Source organism: Bradyrhizobium sp. CCBAU 53351 (assembly GCF_015291745.1).
Classification (GTDB): Bacteria; Pseudomonadota; Alphaproteobacteria; order Rhizobiales; family Xanthobacteraceae; genus Bradyrhizobium.
Genome location: NZ_CP030059.1, coordinates 6,077,974 through 6,098,282, shown reverse-complemented (window position 1 = coordinate 6,098,282; position 20,309 = coordinate 6,077,974). Strand labels below are relative to the sequence as shown.

General features: G+C 65.4%; 17 protein-coding genes. 10 read left to right on the top strand and 7 right to left on the bottom strand.

Annotated elements, in window-relative coordinates; all coding sequences use genetic code 11:
- Window positions 1-6 precede the first annotated feature (6 nt).
- The gene (locus XH83_RS29000) at window positions 7-1,200 is read right to left on the bottom strand and encodes an efflux RND transporter periplasmic adaptor subunit (protein ID WP_194404043.1); all 1,194 of its coding nucleotides are present in this window, start codon (window positions 1,198-1,200) and stop codon (window positions 7-9) included.
- Between the two features lie 233 nt (window positions 1,201-1,433).
- Here XH83_RS29000 and XH83_RS28995 point away from each other — a divergent pair, with 233 nt between their 5' ends.
- A complete protein-coding gene (locus XH83_RS28995) occupies window positions 1,434-2,225 on the top strand; it encodes an ABC transporter substrate-binding protein (RefSeq protein ID WP_194404042.1) in 792 nt (263 codons plus the stop codon).
- A 151-nt stretch (window positions 2,226-2,376) separates the two neighbouring features.
- Here the strand turns inward: XH83_RS28995 and XH83_RS28990 are convergent, their stop codons facing one another.
- Complete coding sequence (locus tag XH83_RS28990; protein ID WP_194404041.1) at window positions 2,377-3,381, bottom strand: NAD-dependent epimerase/dehydratase family protein; 1,005 nt, start codon at window positions 3,379-3,381, stop codon at window positions 2,377-2,379.
- Between the two features lie 251 nt (window positions 3,382-3,632).
- On the opposite strand from XH83_RS28990, the gene XH83_RS28985 reads away from it, so the two are divergent.
- Both XH83_RS28985 and XH83_RS28980 read left to right on the top strand, forming a co-directional pair.
- Window positions 3,633-3,812, top strand: coding sequence for a hypothetical protein (locus tag XH83_RS28985; RefSeq protein ID WP_194404040.1), 180 nt, complete (start codon window positions 3,633-3,635; stop codon window positions 3,810-3,812).
- 207 nt (window positions 3,813-4,019) lie between these two features.
- On the top strand, window positions 4,020-4,790 hold the full coding sequence (locus XH83_RS28980) for an outer membrane protein (RefSeq protein ID WP_194404039.1): 771 nt from the start codon (window positions 4,020-4,022) through the stop codon (window positions 4,788-4,790).
- Window positions 4,791-4,920: 130 nt separating this feature from the next.
- On the opposite strand, the gene XH83_RS28975 is transcribed toward XH83_RS28980, so the two are convergent.
- The 3 genes from XH83_RS28975 to XH83_RS28965 all read right to left on the bottom strand — a co-directional run bounded on the left by XH83_RS28975 (window position 4,921) and on the right by XH83_RS28965 (window position 8,129).
- Window positions 4,921-5,988 carry a hypothetical protein gene (locus XH83_RS28975; RefSeq protein WP_194404038.1) on the bottom strand — a complete coding sequence of 356 codons (1,068 nt, stop codon included), beginning with the start codon at window positions 5,986-5,988 and terminating at the stop codon, window positions 4,921-4,923.
- A gap of 95 nt (window positions 5,989-6,083) precedes the next feature.
- A complete protein-coding gene (locus tag XH83_RS28970; RefSeq protein WP_194404037.1) occupies window positions 6,084-7,571 on the bottom strand; it encodes an NAD(P)/FAD-dependent oxidoreductase in 1,488 nt (495 codons plus the stop codon).
- 93 nt (window positions 7,572-7,664) lie between these two features.
- Complete coding sequence (locus XH83_RS28965) at window positions 7,665-8,129, bottom strand: cupin domain-containing protein (protein WP_194404036.1); 465 nt, start codon at window positions 8,127-8,129, stop codon at window positions 7,665-7,667.
- Between the two features lie 186 nt (window positions 8,130-8,315).
- On the opposite strand from XH83_RS28965, the gene XH83_RS28960 reads away from it, so the two are divergent.
- Entirely contained in the window at window positions 8,316-9,341 is a 1,026-nt protein-coding gene (locus XH83_RS28960) for an AraC family transcriptional regulator (RefSeq protein WP_194408434.1), read from the top strand.
- Window positions 9,342-9,443: 102 nt separating this feature from the next.
- Here the strand turns inward: XH83_RS28960 and XH83_RS28955 are convergent, their stop codons facing one another.
- Together XH83_RS28955 and XH83_RS28950 are read right to left on the bottom strand one after the other, a co-directional pair.
- On the bottom strand, window positions 9,444-11,312 hold the full coding sequence (locus tag XH83_RS28955) for an ATP-binding protein (RefSeq protein ID WP_194404035.1): 1,869 nt from the start codon (window positions 11,310-11,312) through the stop codon (window positions 9,444-9,446).
- A 128-nt stretch (window positions 11,313-11,440) separates the two neighbouring features.
- A complete protein-coding gene (locus tag XH83_RS28950; RefSeq protein ID WP_194404034.1) occupies window positions 11,441-12,073 on the bottom strand; it encodes a cupin domain-containing protein in 633 nt (210 codons plus the stop codon).
- Between the two features lie 214 nt (window positions 12,074-12,287).
- On the opposite strand from XH83_RS28950, the gene XH83_RS28945 reads away from it, so the two are divergent.
- From XH83_RS28945 to XH83_RS28920, 6 genes are read left to right on the top strand one after another with little or no spacing between them, the layout of a single operon-like run.
- Window positions 12,288-13,973 (top strand): peptide ABC transporter substrate-binding protein, encoded by a 1,686-nt coding sequence (locus tag XH83_RS28945; protein ID WP_194404033.1) that lies wholly within the window; start codon window positions 12,288-12,290, stop codon window positions 13,971-13,973.
- 27 nt (window positions 13,974-14,000) lie between these two features.
- Window positions 14,001-14,951: an ABC transporter permease gene (locus tag XH83_RS28940; RefSeq protein WP_194404032.1), complete on the top strand. Its 951-nt coding sequence runs from the start codon at window positions 14,001-14,003 to the stop codon at window positions 14,949-14,951.
- A 4-nt stretch (window positions 14,952-14,955) separates the two neighbouring features.
- Entirely contained in the window at window positions 14,956-15,831 is an 876-nt protein-coding gene (locus XH83_RS28935; RefSeq protein WP_194404031.1) for an ABC transporter permease, read from the top strand.
- 40 nt (window positions 15,832-15,871) lie between these two features.
- A complete protein-coding gene (locus tag XH83_RS28930) occupies window positions 15,872-17,200 on the top strand; it encodes an FAD-binding oxidoreductase (RefSeq protein WP_194404030.1) in 1,329 nt (442 codons plus the stop codon).
- 7 nt (window positions 17,201-17,207) lie between these two features.
- Window positions 17,208-18,134 (top strand): glyoxylate/hydroxypyruvate reductase A, encoded by a 927-nt coding sequence (locus XH83_RS28925; protein ID WP_194404029.1) that lies wholly within the window; start codon window positions 17,208-17,210, stop codon window positions 18,132-18,134.
- A 9-nt stretch (window positions 18,135-18,143) separates the two neighbouring features.
- Window positions 18,144-20,012, top strand: a complete 1,869-nt coding sequence (locus XH83_RS28920; RefSeq protein ID WP_194404028.1) for an ABC transporter ATP-binding protein — start codon at window positions 18,144-18,146, stop codon at window positions 20,010-20,012.
- Window positions 20,013-20,309: the final 297 nt, after the last annotated feature.

Sequence of the window (20,309 nt, the reverse complement as noted above, 5' to 3'; positions counted from 1 at the left end):
CAGCCCTTACTTGCTCGAGGCCTGCGACTGCTCGATCTTCGTCACCTGCGGATCGATCTTCTGGCCCGGGATCACCCGCAACAGCCCCGCGATGACGACGCGGTCCTCCGGCTTCAGGCCGCTTTCGATGACGCGCAGGCCATTGTCGACCGGGCCGATCTGCACCTTGCGCTGCTCGACGACGTTGTCGGCGTTGACCACCAGCACATAGCGGCCGCCCTGGTCGCTGCCGAGCGCCGTATCGGGGACGAGCAGGGCGCTCTTCTCCTGGTCGAAGGGCACGCGGACGCGGACGAAATAGCCGGGCAGCAGCACCCGCTTGTCGTTGGGCACGAGGCCGCGCACCGCCAGCGTGCCCGTCGATTGATTAAGCGTCGGCGAGACGTAGTCGAGCTTGCCCTCGTGCGGATAGCCGGTCTCGGTCTGCAGTCCCACCTGAATCGGGAATTGCTTCATGTCGGCGGGCGTCAGTCCACGGCGGGTGGCTTCCGCGCGGATGCGCAGCACGTCCTGCTCGTTGACGGTGAAGTTCACATAGATCGGGTCCATCGCGACGATGGAGGCCAGCTGGGTCGGCGAGGAGACGCCGACGAGCTCGCCGACCGAGACCATGTGGGCGCTGACGATGCCGTCGAACGGCGCGGTCACCTTGGTGTAGCCGTAATTGACCTGGGCCAGCTTGGTGTTGGCCTGCGCCTGCTGCAGATTGGCCTGGGCGTTGTCACGCGCCGAGGTGGAATTATCGAGCGTGGCCTGCGAGACGGCCTGGCGCTGCACCAGCTCCGCCTGTCGCTTGTAATCGGCTTCCGACTGCCGGACCGAGGCCTGCGCGCCGGTCTCGGCCGCCTGCGCCTGTTCGAGCTTGAGCTTGTAGGTCTCCGGCTCGATCGTGAACAGCTGGGTGCCCTGCTTGACGAAGCTGCCGTCCTGATAGTCGATCGATTGCAGAAAGCCCTGCACCCGCGCGACGAGATCGACGCTCTTGATCGGCGCCGTGTTGCCGGTGGCCTCGATGTAGCGCGTCACCGGGCGTTGCACGGGCGTTGCCACGTCCACCTTGGGCGGGGGCGGCGCCACGAATGTGTTCTTGTCCTCGCAGCCGGCGAGCAAGGCCACGGACGCCGCAGCGCAAAGGCCCCGCACGATATGCCTCCACGCGCCATTGCGTCGTGCGCGAGAGGCGGGATTCGCTGCGGTCATTCGGTGGCCCCCGATTGCTGTCTGTTGATGCGGCAGGCTAGCAACAAACGACTGGCCGTGGAACACCATAGCCATGGCAGTCGCCGGCCTTGCACTGCAACGAGCGATGTGGCCTTTGACAAGTTTATCACGACAAACCGCTTTTCACCGAGGGTGTGATCGACCAGAATTGTATCAAAGGCCGCGAGCCGAACGGAGCGGCCGGGAAGAAGAAAAGGTGAGGAGACCATGACATGCCAACGCCATTCCGGTCGGCCCTCGCGGGCCTCGCTCTCGCAGCGATCGTTGCCATGCCCGCGCTAGCAGATGGCCTGAAAGACGAGATCGCGCCGACCGGCAAGCTGCGGGTCGCGATCGCCATCAGCCCCGCAGGCGGCGCGTTCTGGTCGACCAGGACCGAAGCCGGCTATGCCGGCGTGCCCGTCGATCTCGGCAAGGCGATGGCTGCACAGCTCGGTCTCCCCGTCGAATATGTCGTGCACCAGAATTCCGGGCAGATCACCGACGCTGCGTCAAAAGGGACGTGGGACGTCACCTGGCTCCCTAAGGATCCCGAGCGCGAGACCAGGATGCTGTTCGGCCCGATCTACGAGGTCGCGGACGCCACCTACATCGTCAAGCCCGGCTCGGCGGTCAGCAATTTTGCGACGCTCGACCAGCCCGGCATCAAGGTTGCGGCCGTCAACGCCACGACGACCATGCGCGGTGCGATCGCGCATCTAAAGCATGCGAAGGTCACGGGCTATCAGACCTATGACGAGATCTTCGGCCTGTTGAAGAGCGGCGAGATCGACGCCTTCGCCCTGTCGCGCGACCAGCTCAACAAGATGGCGCAGAAGATCCCGGGTACGCGCGTGCTGGACGAAACGTTCAAGAAGACGGTGACCGCCGTCGCCGTGCCGCTCGGCCACAACCAGGCGCTGGCCTTCGTCAGCAAGTTCATGGCCGAGGCCACGTCCAACGGCACGCTGCGCAAGGCCTATGACGATAATGGCCTGAAGGATTCGCCGATCCGGACGGAGTAGCGGCGGCGGCTCCGAACAAGCCGGAGAATTTGCGCATGATGCGATGAGTCCTGATCGCTGCGACGACGGAGGTACGCTTCCTCTCCCGCTCGCGGGAGAGGGTCGGGAAGAGGGTGCAAGCGTGAGAGGTGAACGACCGGCGGCAATCGGCTCAACGTGAAGCCATTCCGCTCTGGAGCTCTCTTTCCGCATGCCACGCCGCAAGCACGTCCCGCTCTTCATCGGCGGTCAGCCCGATGACCGGGCCTCCGCTGTTGAGAAGCCAATGCAGCGTATCGCGCGCGGTGTCTCCCGGCGGTCGCGAGGTCAGTCCGGCCTCGCGGGCCGGTGAGGTGTCGCGCGTCATGAAGCCGGCGAAGTCGGGCAGGGGCAGCCACAGCGGCAATGATCGCGGACCTGCCCAGCGCCGCACGGCGTGGGCCTCGAGAAACGCACGATCGATCCAGGTGAAGGTGCATGACACATTCAGCGCGGCTGCGCATTCGGCCAGCAATTCGCCGCGCGTGCGAATGGGCCCGATCCCGTCATAGATGCCGGTGAGGCGAATTTCCGCGGCATGCACGATCCATCGCGCGAGATCGCGCACGTCGATGAACTGGACGGCATCATCAGGAGACCCCGGGGCCAGCACCTCGCCGCCGCGCGCGAGCCGTGTCGGCCAATAGGCAAAGCGCCCCGTCGGATCCTCCGGCCCGGCGATCAGGCCGGCGCGGCAGATGAAGGCATCGTTGCCGACCGCCTGCTCGCAGGCGACCTTGGCGGCGCCGTAAATGGCATCCGTGCTGTGCTCCAGTTCCCCTGCCGCGGGCTCGCGCAGCGGCGCCGTATCCGCGCGTTGTCCTGGTATCCGGTTGTCCGCATACACGCTGATCGTGGAGACGAAGGTCCAGTGCACGCCGGGTCGCTTCAGCGCCGCGACCGCGCGTCGGACCTGGCCGGGATGACGCGAGACGTCGATCACAGCATCGAATGTCTCGCCCGCGAGCGGCGCAAGACCGTCGGCCACATCGCGGTCGATCCGGATCAAGCGGGCGCCCGCCGCAATCGGCCCGGCTTCGCCGCGGGCGGCGCAGGTCACCTCGTGACCGGCAGCGCAGGCATGGCTTGCGACCGCGCGTCCGAGAAACTGGCTGCCGCCGAGAATGAGGATACGCATGGATTGATCCGCGTCGCTGGTGAGAGCGAGAGGCTACAATTTTCGGTAGCGGTTGCAACCGCCCGCGTCGAGCGGCCGGCCACGGGTGCCGGACCGGGCAAATTGAGTGGAGTCAGATGCTCGATCTCGGTCGACTTGCCTTTTACCGCCATCCGCAGGATCGCTTCGCCCGGGCGTGAGTTCTCCTGGGCTCGGATTGGATGTGATCCAAGACCGACTTCCTCTCGTTTGAGTCACCGAGGAAGCTGTCTATGAACCAAACGCTTGCGAAGATCTGTCAGGAAATGGCCGGCCGGGTGCTCGAACTTCAGCGCGGCCTCAACACGCCTGAGCGGCGGTTGGAATTGGCGGGTGAACTTCAGGCCGCGATCGAAAAGTACCTCGCGTTCGAAAAGCGAAAGAACCGCGTTTCGGTGCGGAAAGACAGGTAGCACCGCTTCAATCAGGTTGAGTTCCGAAATGTTGGCACGTCGGCGCTGTGCTTTTATTGATTTTTTTGGGCTTTTGGCCCTGAACGTCCGGAATTGGGAGGAACTCTCCTGGCTAAACACCCACTAGACCCGTGTTTTCACGGCTACAGCGAAGCACCGCTCAATGGTGTCTATTTGTTACGGCATTTCAGCCCAAGGGGACTACATATGAAAAAAACAATGCTTGCCGGTGTCGCAGTGGCGGCACTGGCGTTGAGTACCCATGCGCAGGCCGCTGATATGGCGGCAAGGCCATACGTTAAAGCGCCGCCGCCCGCTGTGGCGTCGGTTTACGATTGGAGCGGCTTCTACATCGGCGGCAACGGTGGATACGGCACCACCCGCAACTGCTGGGACTTTGTGAGCTTCGCAGGCGCCCCCTTTACGGCAGGCGAGGGATGTCACAACGCAGACGGTGCCGTCGCTGGCGGTCAGATCGGATATCGCTGGCAGTCGGCGTCCTGGGTGTTCGGACTGGAGGCGCAAGGGGATTGGGCCGACTTGAACGGATCGCGGGTGTCGTCGCCTGCCTTCGTGTTCGCGCCGGGTGACCTCACCATCAATTCCCGGCTGCGCGCCTTCGGTCTTTTCACGGGCCAGGTCGGTTGGGCTTGGAACAACGTGCTGCTATATGCGAAGGGCGGCGCGGCCGTGGTGGATAACCGCTACACCCACACTTTCACGGCAACCAATGCGTTGATCAACTCCAGCAGCGATACGCGGTGGGGAGCTACCGTCGGCGCTGGCATGGAGTTCGGTTTCGCTCCCAATTGGTCGGTCGGCGTGGAGTACGATCACATCTTCCTTGATCGTCGGACTCTGAGCTTCGCGGCCGCCCCTGGAGGCGTTGCCACGACCAACAGCATCGGTCAGGACGTGGATATCATCACTGCGCGTATCAACTATCGCTTCGGCGGACCGGGCTTGACGCGCTACTGAGGACCTCTGGTCCCGTCGCGGATTGTCAACATTGATCCCGGCGATATGAAGTGAAGAGAAGGGCGACCGATCTTGCCGGTCGCCCTTCGCATGAACGCGGGGCAAACAGATAGAGTTGCCTGACGCGCCCCTACCGCCCCCTGATCTCCGCATACTTCGCCATCGCCTTCTCGAACTTGCGGTTGAACAGCCACATCGCAGCGAGGATCTCGCGGAAGCTGGCGGAACTGCGGGCGCGGTCGGCCTGTCCGAAGGCGAAGATGCTGTTGTTGCGCAGGTGCTTCATGATCGTGGGGCTGGACACCCTGTAGTTCAGGAGATCGCCGGATTTGAGCGCAGCCCGCGTCGGGGTCGGCACGATCTGAATCAGCTCGAACAGCTTCATCTGGTCGATCGGGTCGGGCAGTGTCTTCACGATGGCCGGGATCTCGCGGAACACCTCCGCATGCGCGTTCATCAGGCCGTCGCGCACGTTGGTCCAGTGGTTGAAGCGGCGGTCGATGCCGCTCGCCCGTGCCTCCTCCTTGTCGTCGCGCGCGCTCAAGGCCGCATCGATCGCGGCGATCTCGCCCTTGATCGCCTGCCATTTCCTGTGGCCGTTGCGGTCCTCGGAGGGGCCGGTCTGGAAGCTGCCCATATAGGTGTTGGAGCGCCCGTTGCGGACGTTCTGCTTGCCGTTGGTCTCGGCAAAGAACAGTCCGAGGCTGATCCGCCCCGCAGCGGCGGCGTGCTCAGGTGCGAGTCCCTTGGCGCGGGCGATCACTGTCGCGAGATCGACGACGTCCTTGAATGGTGTCGCCGAGTTCTGCGCATTGGCGGGCGGCGCCTCCATGACGTCGAACAGTCTTGAATATTCGTCGATCAGCGGCTCGATCTCGGCGTCGAAATAGGCCGGCGGAATCTCGAACTTGTTGGGCTTCCCGATCCGCGACGGCATGGCATCGGTGAGATCCTTGTACGAGCTGATCACGGCGACGCGCGCGAGATAAAGCGCCTGCCCCGGCAGATTTGGCAGCGGCTCTTTCGCGTCGATCTGGCGCCGTCGTTCGGCGAGGATCGATTTGAACTCGGCGAGCGCCTTGTCATAGGCGGCGACCGCCTCCGTCTGCCGCGGCGTGAGCGCACGCTGTTGGCTGGCGGCGGGCGCGGCGACGAAGAAGGCAACAACCGCAAAGATCGCGAGACGTCTGAATCCCATGGCCGGTTCCCATCGATTCGCTGGCCAGGGAGATCGTAAGCATCGGAGGTAAGGGCTGGCGAGATGCAAATCCCGCTCAGCCGTCATTCTTGCCCTCATGCCGCACGATAGTCGGGCGCCGTCGCCAGGAATTTTGCATAGGCATCCGCATTCGGCGGCTGGAAGCGTCCTTTCAGTCCGCCCGTCTTCTGGTTCTTGGTGCCGATGTCGGCCATCAGCTCGTCGAAATGGCGGTAGTGATAGGGCGCGACGCAGAGGCCGCCATAGACGCCCGCGGCCGGTCGCTCGACGCGCTTGAAGTGCAGCATCATCTCGATGTTGTCGCGCATGGCCTGCGCCGTCGGCTGCTTGGCGAGCTGGCCGTCGGCATAGCGCACCAGCCAGTTGGCGGCGAGGTCGGCGCAGAGAACGGTGCAGAACGAGGAGTTGAAGCCGACGAAGCCGAGTTCGGGCAGATCAGGATTGGCGATCAGGCGGTAGAGCCGGTACTGCCCGTCGGCATCGACCAGCTTCTGCCTGTAGGCCTCTGGCAGGAACGGCACGCCGAGCTTGTAGCCGATCGCGAGCACCGCGACGTCGGCACCGACGCGCTCGCCGCCGCTCATCACGATGCTGTCGCCGTCATAATGGTCGAACGTGCCGAACACCGCCTTGATGCGACCGTCGGCGACCATCGGATAGAAGCCGGGTGTTGCGATCGGCACCGAGCAGTTGACGCCGTCCTCGATCCGCTCCTTCGGCACCATCTTGCAGCGGCCGAGCTTGAGCTGCGCTTTCAAGAGGCTCTCCAGCCCGCGCCAGTTCGCCCACACCAGCGGGGCGGCGATGCGATGGGCGAGCCGCCCCATCGCGCCGATGCCCCAGCCTGGAAACATCTCCTCCTGCGCGCGGATGTAGAGGATGCGCTTGAAGTTCACGAGCCCGCCGATGAAATAGGGGATGCGCCAGACCGGCTCGCGCATCACGATGGTGACCTCGCGCGCGCCCGATTTCACTGCGTTGACCGCGATGTCGGTCGCCGATTTCGAGCCGCCGAGCACGACGACACGGCGTCCCTTCGCCAGCGAGGGATCGCCATATTTCGACGAATGCAGGATCTGGCCGCCTTGTGCCAGAAAGCGATCCTCGCCCGGGCAATGCAGCTCGCGCGGCTCGTTGAACTGGCCGGTGCACACAGCGACGAAATCGAAATCCGCATTCGTCGTACCGTCCTTGCCTGATAGTGCGAGCGTCCATCCCGGCTTGCCGTCGGCGCGGCGCGCCATGCCTGCCACGGCCGTGTCGACGCGCAACATGCGGTCGAGTCCAAAACTCTTCGCATAGTCGGCGAGATAGGCGTGGACCTGCGGCCCGGTCGGCCATTCCGGATAGGCGTCCGGCATCGCGCGGTCCGTGTAGCGGTAGAGCTCCTTCGGGCTTTGCGTCTGCACGTCGGGATAGGAGCGCGCCGGCTCCCAGACACCGCCGAGATCGCCAGAGCGTTCGACGATGGTGACGCGGTGGCCGCGGGAGGAGAACGCCTTGGCGGCGGCGAGGCCGGAGACGCCGGCGCCGATCACGCAGACATGCTTGGGAGTGACCATGAGTTTGCTCGCAATGTGTTTTCCGCGCAAGCGACCACGTTCGGCCGCAAGGCGCGGCCGGCGGGCCGGCAAGCAGATGAAGTGACGAGGAAGCTAGTCGTTGGCTTCGGGCGGCAGGAAATCCACCTCGTGCAGCGCCGAGATGCGCACGACTTCGGCCGGGTCGGTCAGATTGTGCAGCTGGTTGAACAGCGCCTCGAGCTTCTGCATCGGCGAGACCCAGAACAGCGCGCGGCACGGCTTGTCCGACTTGTTGAAATAGCCGTGCGGGATGCCGCGCGGCATGCGCACGAGATCGCCGGCATGGGCCTTGACCCATTGTCCGTCGAGCTTGAGGTCTAGCGTGCCCTCCTGCACCAGGATGAACTCGTCCTGGGTCGGATGGATGTGCACCGGCACGAACTGGCCGGGATCGCTGTTGGTCTCGAATGCGAAGGTGGAGTCGGTGACGGCCTTGGGGAAATAGACCTGGCCCAGGATGTTCCAGGTCTTGCCGCCGTAGCCTGTGCCGTTCGCGGTAATGCCCTTTTCGAGTGCAGTCTTTGCAGGTGCAGTCATGGCGCGCTCCCATTGGATTCCGGCGAGGATGGAGCTTCGGCAACAATGGGGCGGCTGTCTATCCGCTAAACGAATCCGGCGATGGTTGCTGCCATGCAGCACGACGATTTTGCGGGCACGGCCCTTCTCGGCCCGGCGGAATTATTATAAGCTTAAAGCAATTCCGCGACGCGAAGCGTGGTCGAGATGTCCGCAGCCGTGCTGGAAATGAGCGCAAGGGCATCCGCAGCCGAACGGCTCGCGGATTTCGCCCGCGTCACCACTGACGATGTCGACGAAGCGGCCGAGGAGATCGGGCGCATCTTCTGTCCGCACGACCTCGAGCCGGCACAGGCGCGCGCGTCCGGCTTCTCGGCCCGGCACAATTGCGCGGCTTTCGACGGCTTTTCCGTCAACTACGTCGCTTATGGCGGATCGGTCGGCATCGATCCCGGCTGCCTCGAGCGCTTTTTCCTGGTGCAGATCCCGCTCACGGGCACAGCCCGCATCCGCGCCGGCATCACCGAGCTCGAAGCCGCGCCGGAGCGGACGGCGTCGCTGCTGTCGCCGACGATCCCGACTCGGATGATGTGGCGCGACTGCGCACAGGCGATCCTGCTGCTCGACCGCCGCATGGTGGAGCAGCGCGCCGCGGCGCTGTCGGGCAGGGCTTCGGGCACGGTCGAGTTCGATCCGGTGATCGATCTCGATGCGCCGTCGGGGCGGCGCCTGCGAACCAGTCTCGCCGAGCTGATGCTGCTCGCCGAGCGCCTCGGTCCCACCGGCAGGCTGTCAGCGGTCGCGATCGCCGATTGGCGCGAGCTGCTGCTCGATCATCTGCTCAATGGCCAACGGCATGGCCTGTCGGATGCGATACGAACTTTCTCCGGCCGGGCCGAGCGGTTGCCGCGCGCGCTTCGTGCCGCGCGCGATCATCTTGCGGACAATGCCGGCGTGCCGCTCGACCTCGCGCAGCTCGCCTGCGTCTCCGGCATCGGCATCCGCGCGCTGCAGCTCGGTTTCCGCCGCCACTTCGGCGCGTCGATCTCGCAGATGCTGCTCGACATGCGCCTCGCCGCTCTGCACGCCCGGCTCGCACAAGCCGCGCCCGATGCCTCCGTCACCGACATCGCCTTCGATCTCGGCTTCACCCATCTCGGCCGCATGGCCGGCGCCTACCGCGAGAAATTCGGCGAGACGCCGTCGGCGACGCTGCGGCGAAGGATGAGCTGAGAGGCGCTCGGGCGGTCGTTGTTCACTTCTCCCTGCGGGAGAGGTGAACCCCGCGGCCAGCAGCGGTTCAAACAACGCGCATTTGCACTCGGCACGAGATCGCTATTTCCGCGGCCTCCTCGCGCCGCCGTCCTCCGCAGCCTGCTTGCGCAGAAATGCCTCGACGTCGGCCTGCACCGAGTAGGGCGTCGGGATCGCGTCGCCGGCGGAATCGACCGCCGTGTCGAGGCAGCGGCGCAGCATGCGTGCGAGCTCCGCCTTGCGGTAGGGCTTTCGCAGCAGCGGGGCGCCCATCGTGGCGCGGCCCTGGGTATGCAGGGAGTCGTAGGCATAGCCGGAGGTGAACAGGATCCGCAAGGAGGGACGCGCCGCCGCCATCTGCTCGGCGAGCTCGCGTCCGTTCATGCCGCCGGCCATCACGATGTCGGTGAAGAGCAAATCGAACGGCTTGCCTTCCGCCGCAATCGCGAGGGCCTCGGTCGCATTGGCGGCCGGGATGACCGTGTAGCCGAGGCTTTCGAGCTGGACCGTGACGTAGTGGCGGACATCGCGGTCGTCCTCGACGCAGAGCACGGTTTCCTTGCCGCCGACGATCTTGCGGTCGTCATACCCGGTGGGGCGCAGCGCGCTCGCCTCAGCCTTCGGCAGATAGATCGTGAAGACCGTGCCGCGCCCTTCTTCGGAGGCGACCTTGATGCCGCCGCCGGACTGCTTGACGAAGCCGAACACCATGCTGAGCCCGAGGCCCGTGCCCTTGCCGACCTCCTTGGTGGAGAAGAACGGATCGAAGATCCTCTCCAGGATGGCTTGCGGAATGCCAGTGCCTGTGTCGGCAATCTCGATCTCGACATAATCTCCCGCATAGCCGGCGCCGACCGCCACGGCCTCGCGCACGCCGAACACGACGTTGCGCGTCGTCAGCGTCAGCCTGCCGCCGTCCAGCATGGCGTCGCGGGCGTTGATCGCGAGGTTGAGCAGCGCCGAGCTCAGCTGGCCGCGGTCGGCGAAGGCGAGCCAGACGTTGCGGTCGAGCCGGGTGACGATCTCGATCTTCTTGTCGAAAGTTGCCAGCAGCAGCTTTGCCAGCTCTTCCAGGAGCTCGTTGACGTCGATATCGGCGGGCTGCAGCGCCTGCTTGCGGGCAAAGGACAACAGGCTCGACGTCAGCGCCGCGCCGCGATCGGCGGCTTCGCTGATCAGCTTGGTGATGGTCGCAAGCGGCGGGTTGTCTTTGACGGCATCGGCAAGGATCTCGATCGTGCCCGTGATCACCGTGAGCATGTTGTTGAATTCGTGCGCGATGCCGCCGGTGAGCTGTCCGACCGCCTCCATCTTCTGGGACTGCACGAGTTGCTCCTCGGCCGCGCGCTTCTGGGTGATGTCCCTGACGAAAGTGTTGACGACGGCGCGTCCGCCCAGCCGCAACACCGTGCTGGAGGCTTCCGCCAGGATCCGGTCGCCGTTCCTGTGGATCAAGGTCAGCTCGAAGCGCAGGCCGGACGGGGTGTCCGACAATTCCGGCACCAGCCGCGCCATGCGCTGCTTGAAGGCGGCGCGCAGCGGTTTGGCGACGATGAGGTCGACGACGTCGGAGCCGAGCGCCTCCTGCCGCGTCCATCCGGTCAGGGCCTCGGCCTGAAAGCTCCACTCCAGCACGGTGCCGCTGTCGTCGATCTGAATGAAGGCATCGAGGGCGGTCTTGATGACGGCTTGCGTCATCTGCGCGCTGTCGCTGCGCGCCCGCGCCAGCTCGGCGGAGTGCACGACGGCGCGTGCGTGCTCTGACCTTTCGATTGCGCCGGTGCAGAGGCCCACGAGCAGCACGGCAATTGCGGCGCTCGCCAGGAGCGCGACGAGCTGGAGAATGCCGAATTCACGCGGTCCGGTCAGAGCATAGGAGGCGAACAGGGCTACGGCCGTCACGATGGCCTGTGTAACCATCGCGAGTGTCAGAAGCCCTCTGAGTTTCATGGTCTCACACCAAGGACGCCAGCCGCGGACCGGGGCGGCCGCGTCGAGCAGGCCGCTTCATGTGAGCTACAGATTGGATGCAGCGCCGTCGAGGGGCAATTTCCGGCGGTCGCGGGTTTGGGCCGGCCTCAACCAGCAGGCGAATCGGTCTGCTGCAGCGTCGTCACCCAGATCACGCGCGCCGCCTGCTGGGTCGGATTGTCGAACATGTGCGGCACGATGCTCGGAAAGCGGAAACTGTCGCCGGCTTCCAGCACATGGGCCTGGTTGTCGAGCCACAGCCGCAGGCTGCCCGAGAGGATGTAGCCGGCCTTCTCGCCGGTGTGTTGCAGGAAGTCGGTGCCGGAGGAGGCGCCGGGATTGAGCGTGAGCTCATAGAGCTCGAGCTGGCCTTTGCCTGCGGGGGTGAGGGCTTCCTTGACCACGCCGCTGGCGGTGAGCCGCAGCAGCCGCCTGGCATTCTTGCGCACGATGTAGCGCGGCGCCTCGACGGGATCGCTGGTCTCGAAGAAATAGGAGATGGGCACGTCGAGCGCGATGCTGAGCAGGCGCAGCGTGCGGATGGACGGCATGGCGCGCGCGCGTTCGAGCTGGCTGATCATGCCGGTGGAGAGGCCGGTCTTGGTGGCGACATCCTGGATCGAGTAGCCGGCGCGCTGACGCAGCAGCCGCACGGTTTCGCCGAGGCGCTGGTCGACCGTATCGTCCGCCTCGATCGTCGCAGTGTCCTTCGGGCTATTCGTGTCGCCGCGACCATCCATGTCGCTCTCCCATGCATCATCTCGAGCCGCGGCCGCATCGGCCGAGGCTTCACTCGGAAAGGTCGCGCATACTAGCAATGCGATTGACAGCTGTATTTAGTCGTGATGAAATTTTGTCAGAAAAATTTAGAAGCACTAAAGCCCACTCCTGTCCCTTTGCCGGGGTCTCGGGGGCGCGGGAGACGGTGCCGCGTGCGGAAACGGAGAGTGGGTCATGGCAGACGACACCGGCAAGCTCGGCGTCCCGGCACTCGGCATTCCGAATCGCCGTCAGTTCTTTCAGCTCGGCGCGGGCGCTGCGGCGGGATGGACACTGTCAGGTAGCGCCTTTGCCCAGGCCGAACGCCCCGCCAATCCGCCGGACAAGCCGCGCGGACAGGTGATCGCGGCACTGTCGCAGGAGCCGACCGTCTTTCATCCGCTGATGCCGGGCATCGAGGTCGATCAGGGCATCTGGTGGCAGGTGTTCTCGCCGCTCTGGTTCATCGAGCCCGACGGCAAGTTCGTCCCCGACCTCGCCCGCGAGGTCCCGACCATCGAGAATGGCGGTCTGTCGGCGGACGGCCTGACCTGGAAGATCAAGCTGCGCAATGACGTGAAGTGGCACGACGGCACCCCGTTCACGGCGGAGGACGTCAAGTTCTCGCTCGAGCTGATCAACAATCCCGGTTTCCGCGCACGCAGCCGGGTCGGCCATAGCCTCGTCAAAGACATCACCGTCGTCGCGCCCGACGAGATCCATTGGCGGATGGAAGCGCCCTATTCGCCCTACATGTCGATCCTGGCGTCGTTCACCTTCATCGTGCCCAAGCACATCCTGGAGAAGGTGTCCGATCCCAACGCTTCGCCGTTCCACAACGCGCCGGTCGGCACCGGACCGTTCCGCTGGGCCGAGCGCGTGCCGGGCGACCATATCTTGCTGAATGCCCATGCCGGCTACCACGGCAAGGGACCTTACGTCGAACGTGTCGTCTTCAAGTACATTCCGGACCTCACCGTTCTCTACACCCAGTTCCGCACCGGCCAGGTCGACTACACCGGCCTGCAGGGCATCCTGCCGAACTTCGTCCAGGAAGCGAAGACGCTGAAGGGCCGCAAGATCTTCGTCTCCTCGACCTCCTCGGTGGAGCATATCGCGCCCAATCTGGAATTCGGGCCCTTCGCCGACCGCGCCGTGCGCGAGGCGCTCTATCTCGGTATCAACAAGCAGGCGATCATCGATGCGCTTTATTACGGCCTGCCGACGCAGACCGAGAGTTTTGTGCCGCAGCAGGCGTGGTCGTTCCAGCAAGGGCTGCCGCAACACAAATATGATCCTGCCAAAGCCAACGCGCTGCTCGACGCGGCGGGCTGGGTTCGTGGCTCCGGCGGCATTCGCGAGAAGGGCGGCGTCAAGCTCGAGTTCGCCAATTCGACCACGGCGGGCAGCGCCGTGCGCGAGCAATGTCAGCAGCTCCTGATTCAGGACTGGCGCGCGATCGGCGCTGCGATGCGCGTCAACAACATGCCGGCTGCGGTGATCTGGGGCGACTTCTGGCAGCAATCGAAGTTCAATTCGGTGATCGTCGGCGTGAACTTCATGCTGGGCAGCGACCCCGACGTGACGCCCCGCTTCGGCTCCGGTGCGATTCCCGCCAAGGGCGGCCGCGGCTACAACACCTATCAATATCAGAACGCGGAGGCCGACCGGCTGCTTTCTCAAGGCGCCAAGCAATTCGACCTGGTGCAGCGCAAAGCGACCTATGGTGAGCTGCAAAAGCTGATCCGCAACGACCTCGCCATCCTGCCGCTGTTCCAGGGCTTCATCGCCGAGGGCATCAAGGAGGGGCTGCAAGGCTTCCGTCCCAACATCAACATGTCGATCAACAGCTGGAACATGCGCGAATGGTATTGGGCGTGATGCGACCAATACGCTGGATCGCCTGAGATGGCCCGTTACGTCGTCAACCGCCTGGCGCAGGCGATCATGCTGCTCGTGATCGTCTCGGGAATCGGCTTCGCCATCCTGCATCTGGCGCCCGGCGGTCCGCTGTCGCAATTCGCGGCCTCCGCGCAGATGACGCAGGAGGATCTCGATCGCGTCACCAGCCAGCTCGGCCTCGATCGTCCGCTGCCGATCCAGTATCTCGATTGGTTCGGCCGCATGGTGCGGGGTGATTGGGGCAAGTCCTATCGCGATGGCGAGGCGGTGCTGGCGGTGATCTCCTCGCATCTCGGCGCCACCCTGGAGCTGATGGCGACGGCGACCATCATCGCGGTGCTGCTCGGCTGCTGGATCGGCATTCTCGGCGCGCTACGGCGCTATTCGCTGTTCGACACGCTTGCGACCGTCGGCGCCATGATCGCGCTGTCGATCCCGACCTTCTGGTTCGGCCTCGTCACGATCTACGTGTTCTCGGTGAAGCTCGGCTGGCTGCCGGCCGGAAACCGCGAGACCGTCGGCGACGGCTCCTTCCTCGACCTCATGCATCATCTGATCGCGCCGGCGCTGGTGCTGGCGCTGGTCGAGACCGCGATGTGGGGCCGTTTCATGCGCTCCTCCATGCTCGAGGTGATCAACCAGGACTACATCCGCACCGCGCGTGCCAAGGGCCTGCCGGAATGGCGTATCCTCACCGTGCACGCGCTGCGTAACGCGCTGCTGCCGATGATCACGGTGGCGGGCCTGCAGTTCCCGACGCTGCTCGGCGGCGCGCTGGTGGCCGAGACCGTGTTCACCTGGCCCGGCATGGGCCGCCTGTTCCTGGATTCGATCGGTTACCGCGACTATCCCGTGGTGATGGGCATCCTGATGTTCTCGGCGGCCATGGTGCTGATCGGCTCGTTGCTCGCCGACATCCTCTATGCCGTCGTCGATCCGCGCATCCGGGTGGGCTAAGGCGATGGCGACCGCAACCCTCTCTACCGTCCAGCTCGCGCCCGGTCAGGCCGCGTGGCGGCGCTTCCGCCGGCATCGCCTGGCGCTCGCCGGTGCCGTCATCATTCTGGTGCTTGTGCTCGGTGCGGCATTCGGCCCGTACCTGCTGCCGTTCGACGACACCTATATCGACATCATGAAGCGGTTCGCGCCTCCGCTCTCGGGCGCGCACATCCTCGGCACCGACGAGCTCGGCCGCGACGTGCTGGCGCGGCTGATGATGGGCGGACGCGTCTCGCTTTCGATCGGCATCGTCGCGATGGTGATCGCGATGGCGGTCGGCATCGTCGTCGGCGCCTTTGCCGGCTTCTATGGCGGCGTGGTCGGCGCGGTGCTGATGCGGCTCGTCGACGCCGTGCTGTGCTTTCCGACCATCTTCCTGCTGCTCGCGCTGGCGGCGCTCACCGAGCCAGGCCTCGTCACCACCACCGTGCTGATCGCGGCGACCGCCTGGATGGCGGTAGCGCGCGTCGTCGAGGCCCAGGTGCGGTCGCTGCGGGAACGCGAGTTTGCGGTTGCTGCACTCGCGTTCGGCTCGTCGAACCTGCGGATCATGTTCCGCGAGCTGGTGCCAAATGCGATCGCGCCGATCGTGGTAGCGGCGACCCTGAACGTCGCCAAGGCAATCCTGCTGGAATCCTATGTCAGCTATCTCGGCTACGGTATCCAGCCGCCGGCCGCGAGCTGGGGCAACATGCTCAACAACGCGCAGATCTATCTCACCAGCGCGCCATGGCTTGCGATCGCGCCGGGCCTCGCCATCACGCTGGCGGTCACCAGCTTCAACTTCCTCGGTGACGGCCTGCGCGATGCGCTCGATCCGCGGATGAACATCCCCTGATGAGCAAGAACTCGACCGAACTGAATGCCAGGAGTGCCCCATGTCCCCGCCGCTGAACCGAATCAATAGCGATGAACGCCTGCCCGCGCAGGTGGACGTCGTCGTCATCGGCGGTGGCGTCATCGGCGTGTCCGCAGGCTACCATCTGGCGAAGAAGGGCCACTCGGTCGCGCTTCTCGAGAAGGGCCATGTCGGCGGCGAGCAGTCGAGCCGCAATTGGGGTTGGTGTCGCCAGCAGGGCCGCGCGCGCGAGGAAATCCCGTTGGCGCGCGAAGCGCTGCGGCTGTGGGAGGACATGCAGAACGATGCCGGCGTCGATGCCGGCTTCCGCCGCACCGGCGTGCTGTTCCTCACCAAGAGCAAGGACGAGCTTGCGAGCTGGGAGCGCTGGGCCGCGGTCGCACGCGAGATGCAGGTGCACTCCACAGTGCTGACGCCGGCCGAAGTCGCCGAGCGCATGCCGGGCAATACCGACACATGGGTTGGCGGCCTGCACACGCCGAGCGACGGCCGCGCCGAGCCGTCGATGGCCGTGCCGGCGCTTGCGACGGCCGCGCGAAAACATGGCGTCACCATTCATCAGGGCTGCGCGGCGCGCGGGCTGGAGACGCAAGGCGGCCGTGTCAGCGCCGTCGTCACCGAGAAAGGCACCATCCGCACGCAAGCCGTGCTGCTGTCGGGCGGGGCGTGGTCGTCGCTGTTTTGCCGCCGTCACGGCATCGAGCTGCCGATCGGTCTCGTCAACGCCACCGCATGCCGGACCACGCCGGCGCCGGAGATCACCTCGGGCGCGCTCGGCACCGACTTCTACTGCATCCGCCGCCGCCTCGACGGCGGCTTCACGCTGGCGCTGCGCAACCGCGGCACGGTCGAGCTGTCGCCCGACCTGTTCCGCTACGCGCGCACCTTCTGGCCCACCTATCTGCATCGCAAGAACGGGCTGAAGCTCTCGTTCGGCAAGTCCTTCTTCGACCAGATCGTGCGCGGCACCGGCTGGCGCCTCGACAAGCCCTCACCGTTCGAGACCGAGCGCGTGCGCGATCCCGCGCCCGACATGTCGCTGGTCAATGCCGCGCTGGCCTCCTTGATCAAGGCGAATCCGGAATTGAAGGACATCGAGATCGCGGAAGCCTGGGGCGGCACCATCGACTGCACGCCCGATACCATCCCCGTGATCTCGCCGGTCGATGCGCTGCCTGGCTTCTTCCTCGCGACCGGCTTCTCCGGCCATGGTTTTGGCATTGGCCCCGCCGCCGGCAAGCTCGCCGCCGACATCGTGACCGGCGCGACGCCGCTGGTCGATCCCGCCGCCTACAGCCACAAGCGCATGATCGACGGCCGGCGCCTGGCGCCCGTCAGCCCGTTCTGAGGACGGCATGACGGTTCTCTACAAGGCCAACATGGAGCGCGGCGCCGAGTGGGCGACATTCTTCGCCGAGCGCGCGCCCGATGTGCCGTTCCGGCTCTGGCCCGATATCGGCGACCCCGCTGCTGTCCGCTATCTCGTGGCCTGGGTGCCGCCGGACGATATCGCGACGACGTTCCCCAATCTCGAACTGGTGTTCTCGGTCGGCGCAGGCGTCGACCAGTTCGACACCACGAAAGTGCCGGCGCACATCCCGCTGGTCCGGATGCTGGAGCCCGGCATTGCCGAGACCATGGTGGCATATGTTACCATGGTCGTGCTGGCCCTGCATCGCGATCTCCTCGATTTCATCAGTCAGCAGAAACAGCAGGTCTGGCGCGAGATCCGGATCACGCCGGCGAAGCGGCGGCGGGTCGGCGTGATGGGGCTCGGCCAGCTCGGCCAGGCCGTGCTCGATCGCCTCAGGTCATTCGGCTTTCCGCTATTCGGCTGGAATCGCTCGCCGCGCGAGATCGAGGGCGTGACCTGTTACGCCGGTAGCGAGGCACTGCCCGAATTCCTTGCGCAGGCTGACATTCTCATCTGCCTGCTGCCGCTCACCGACGAAACGCGCGGCATCCTCAATGCCGATCTGTTCGCACGCCTGCCGCGCGGGGCGGGGCTGGTCAATGTCGGACGTGGGCCGCATCTCGTCGAGGCCGACCTGCTCGCGGCGCTCGACGGCGGCGCGTTGTCCGGTGCGGTGCTGGACGTGACCGATCCCGAGCCGCTGCCTTCAGGCCATCCGTTCTGGAGCCACCCGCGAATCCTGCTGACGCCGCACAATGCCAGCATGACGACACCGGACACGGCCGTCGATTTCGTGCTCGACGTCATCGCACGCCACCGCCGCGGCGAGGCGTTGCCGGGGCTGGTCGATCGCACGCGCGGCTATTAGGGCACGTTCATGAGCATCGGCGCAAGCGCATCAAACGAAGTCGCCGCCGGAGCGCAGGCGCCGGTGCTGTCGGTCTCCGGCCTCACCACCTCCTTCATGCTCGAGCGGAGATGGATTCCCGTCGTCCGCAACGTCTCCTTCGACGTCGCAGCCCGCGAGACCGTGGCGATCGTCGGCGAGTCCGGTTCGGGCAAGAGCGTCACTGCGCTGTCGATCATGCGGCTCATCCCGAAGGAGATCGGCCGGATCGAGGGGCGGGTCATGCTCGCGGGCCGCGATCTGCTGGCGCTGCCGGACGCGAGCATGAAAGACATCCGTGGCAATGACGTCGCCATGATCTTCCAGGAGCCGATGACGAGCCTCAATCCGGTGCTCACCATCGGCTTCCAGATCGCGGAGGCGCTGATCCAGCATCGAGGCCTGTCTCGTGCGGCGGCGGAGGCCGAGACCGTCCGCCTGCTCGATCGCGTCCGCATTCCCGCGGCGAAATCGCGCTTCCACGAGCATCCGCATCGCCTCTCCGGCGGCATGCGCCAGCGCGTGATGATCGCGATGGCGCTGGCCTGCAAGCCGAAGCTCCTGATTGCGGACGAGCCGACCACCGCGCTCGACGTCACCATCCAGGCCCAGATCCTGGAGCTCCTGAAGGAGCTTCAGCAGGAGGAGGGGATGTCGATCCTCTTCATCACCCACGACATGGGCGTGGTCGCCGAGATTGCCGACCGCACCGTCGTGATGTATGGCGGGCAAGCGGTCGAGACCGATGCCACCGCGCGCATCTTCGCAGCGCCATCGCATCCCTATACGCGCGCACTGCTCGCCGCGGTGCCGCGCCTCGGCTCGATGGACGGACGCGCGCGGCCGATGCGCTTTCCGATCGTCGACAAGGTGACGGGCACCTCGGACGAGCCGGCGGAGACGCCCAACACCGTCTCGGCCGCCGAGCGCCCGTTGCTCGAAGTCTCAGGCCTCACCACGCGCTTTCCGATCCGCTCGGGCCTGTTCGGCAAAGTCTCGGGCCGCGTCCATGCCGTCGAGAACGTCTCCTTTACCTTGCGGGCCGGCGAGACCCTGGCGCTGGTCGGCGAATCCGGTTGCGGCAAATCGACCACCGGCCGCTCGATCCTCAAGCTGACGGAGCCTGACAGCGGCACCGTGCTGATCAACGGTCAGGATGTGCTGGCCATGAATGCCCGCACCTTGCGCGACGTCCGCAAGCAGATGCAGATCATCTTTCAGGATCCGTTCGCGAGCCTCAATCCGCGCATGTCGGTGGGAACGGCGATCGCAGCGCCTTTGCTCGCGAATGGTCTCGCGACGGCGTCGCAGGCGCGCGACCAGGTCGCCGACCTCCTCGTGCGCGTCGGTCTTTCCGCCGACATGGCCGCGCGCTTTCCGCACGAATTCTCAGGCGGCCAGCGGCAGCGTATCTGCATTGCCCGGGCGCTCGCGCTCGGGCCGAAGCTGATCGTGGCGGACGAGGCGGTCTCCGCGCTCGACGTCTCGGTCAAGGCGCAGGTCGTCAACCTCATGCTCGACCTGCAGGCCAGCATGGGCCTCGCCTATCTCTTCATCTCCCACGACATCGCCGTGGTCGAGCGCATGAGCCACCGCGTCGCGGTGATGTATCTCGGCGAGATCGTGGAGATCGGCCCGCGTGCTGCATTGTTCGGCAATCCGCAGCATCCCTATACCAAGAAGCTGATGGCCGCTGTACCGGTGCCCGACCCGTCACGCCGCGGCACGCGGCGCGAGGTGGCTAACGACGAGATCAGAAGCCCGGTGCGCGCGCTCGATTACCAGCTGCCGGTGCGGCAGTATCGTGAAGTCTCGCCCGGCCACGTCATGCAGGTCTGGGGCGCGGAGTGGTCCGGTTGAGGCGCGAGCTCCACATGTCCTCCGGAAATCGTGAGCGGATGGAGCGACAGGGAACAGCGGCATGTGAACCGCTTCATACTCCATCACACTCTTTCTGAACTACCACTTCCGCAAGAAATTGCCGCACCCGGACCTGATTGACGAACACGGGTGAGATGCAATGCCTGCGCAGCCGCGTGCTCGCAGCTTTGGGTTGGCTCCTCGTCTTGCTCACGAGCAAGCCAGCCCCATCACTCAGCACAGATCTTTCAGAAATGGAATCAAGGGCATCGAGAAACGCGTCCTGGCAGCTTCTAT

Coding starts and splice junctions, on each gene's coding strand:
- XH83_RS28975 (WP_194404038.1), bottom strand. CDS start 5,988: ATGGGATTCAGACGTCTCGCGATCTTTGCGGTTGTTGCCTTCTTCGTC.
- XH83_RS28965 (WP_194404036.1), bottom strand. CDS start 8,129: ATGACTGCACCTGCAAAGACTGCACTCGAAAAGGGCATTACCGCGAAC.
- XH83_RS28930 (WP_194404030.1), top strand. CDS start 15,872: ATGTCCCCGCCGCTGAACCGAATCAATAGCGATGAACGCCTGCCCGCG.
- XH83_RS28995 (WP_194404042.1), top strand. CDS start 1,434: ATGCCAACGCCATTCCGGTCGGCCCTCGCGGGCCTCGCTCTCGCAGCG.
- XH83_RS29000 (WP_194404043.1), bottom strand. CDS start 1,200: ATGACCGCAGCGAATCCCGCCTCTCGCGCACGACGCAATGGCGCGTGG.
- XH83_RS28980 (WP_194404039.1), top strand. CDS start 4,020: ATGAAAAAAACAATGCTTGCCGGTGTCGCAGTGGCGGCACTGGCGTTG.
- XH83_RS28925 (WP_194404029.1), top strand. CDS start 17,208: ATGACGGTTCTCTACAAGGCCAACATGGAGCGCGGCGCCGAGTGGGCG.
- XH83_RS28985 (WP_194404040.1), top strand. CDS start 3,633: ATGAACCAAACGCTTGCGAAGATCTGTCAGGAAATGGCCGGCCGGGTG.
- XH83_RS28945 (WP_194404033.1), top strand. CDS start 12,288: ATGGCAGACGACACCGGCAAGCTCGGCGTCCCGGCACTCGGCATTCCG.
- XH83_RS28935 (WP_194404031.1), top strand. CDS start 14,956: ATGGCGACCGCAACCCTCTCTACCGTCCAGCTCGCGCCCGGTCAGGCC.
- XH83_RS28955 (WP_194404035.1), bottom strand. CDS start 11,312: ATGAAACTCAGAGGGCTTCTGACACTCGCGATGGTTACACAGGCCATC.
- XH83_RS28990 (WP_194404041.1), bottom strand. CDS start 3,381: ATGCGTATCCTCATTCTCGGCGGCAGCCAGTTTCTCGGACGCGCGGTC.
- XH83_RS28970 (WP_194404037.1), bottom strand. CDS start 7,571: ATGGTCACTCCCAAGCATGTCTGCGTGATCGGCGCCGGCGTCTCCGGC.
- XH83_RS28950 (WP_194404034.1), bottom strand. CDS start 12,073: ATGGATGGTCGCGGCGACACGAATAGCCCGAAGGACACTGCGACGATC.
- XH83_RS28940 (WP_194404032.1), top strand. CDS start 14,001: ATGGCCCGTTACGTCGTCAACCGCCTGGCGCAGGCGATCATGCTGCTC.
- XH83_RS28960 (WP_194408434.1), top strand. CDS start 8,316: ATGTCCGCAGCCGTGCTGGAAATGAGCGCAAGGGCATCCGCAGCCGAA.
- XH83_RS28920 (WP_194404028.1), top strand. CDS start 18,144: ATGAGCATCGGCGCAAGCGCATCAAACGAAGTCGCCGCCGGAGCGCAG.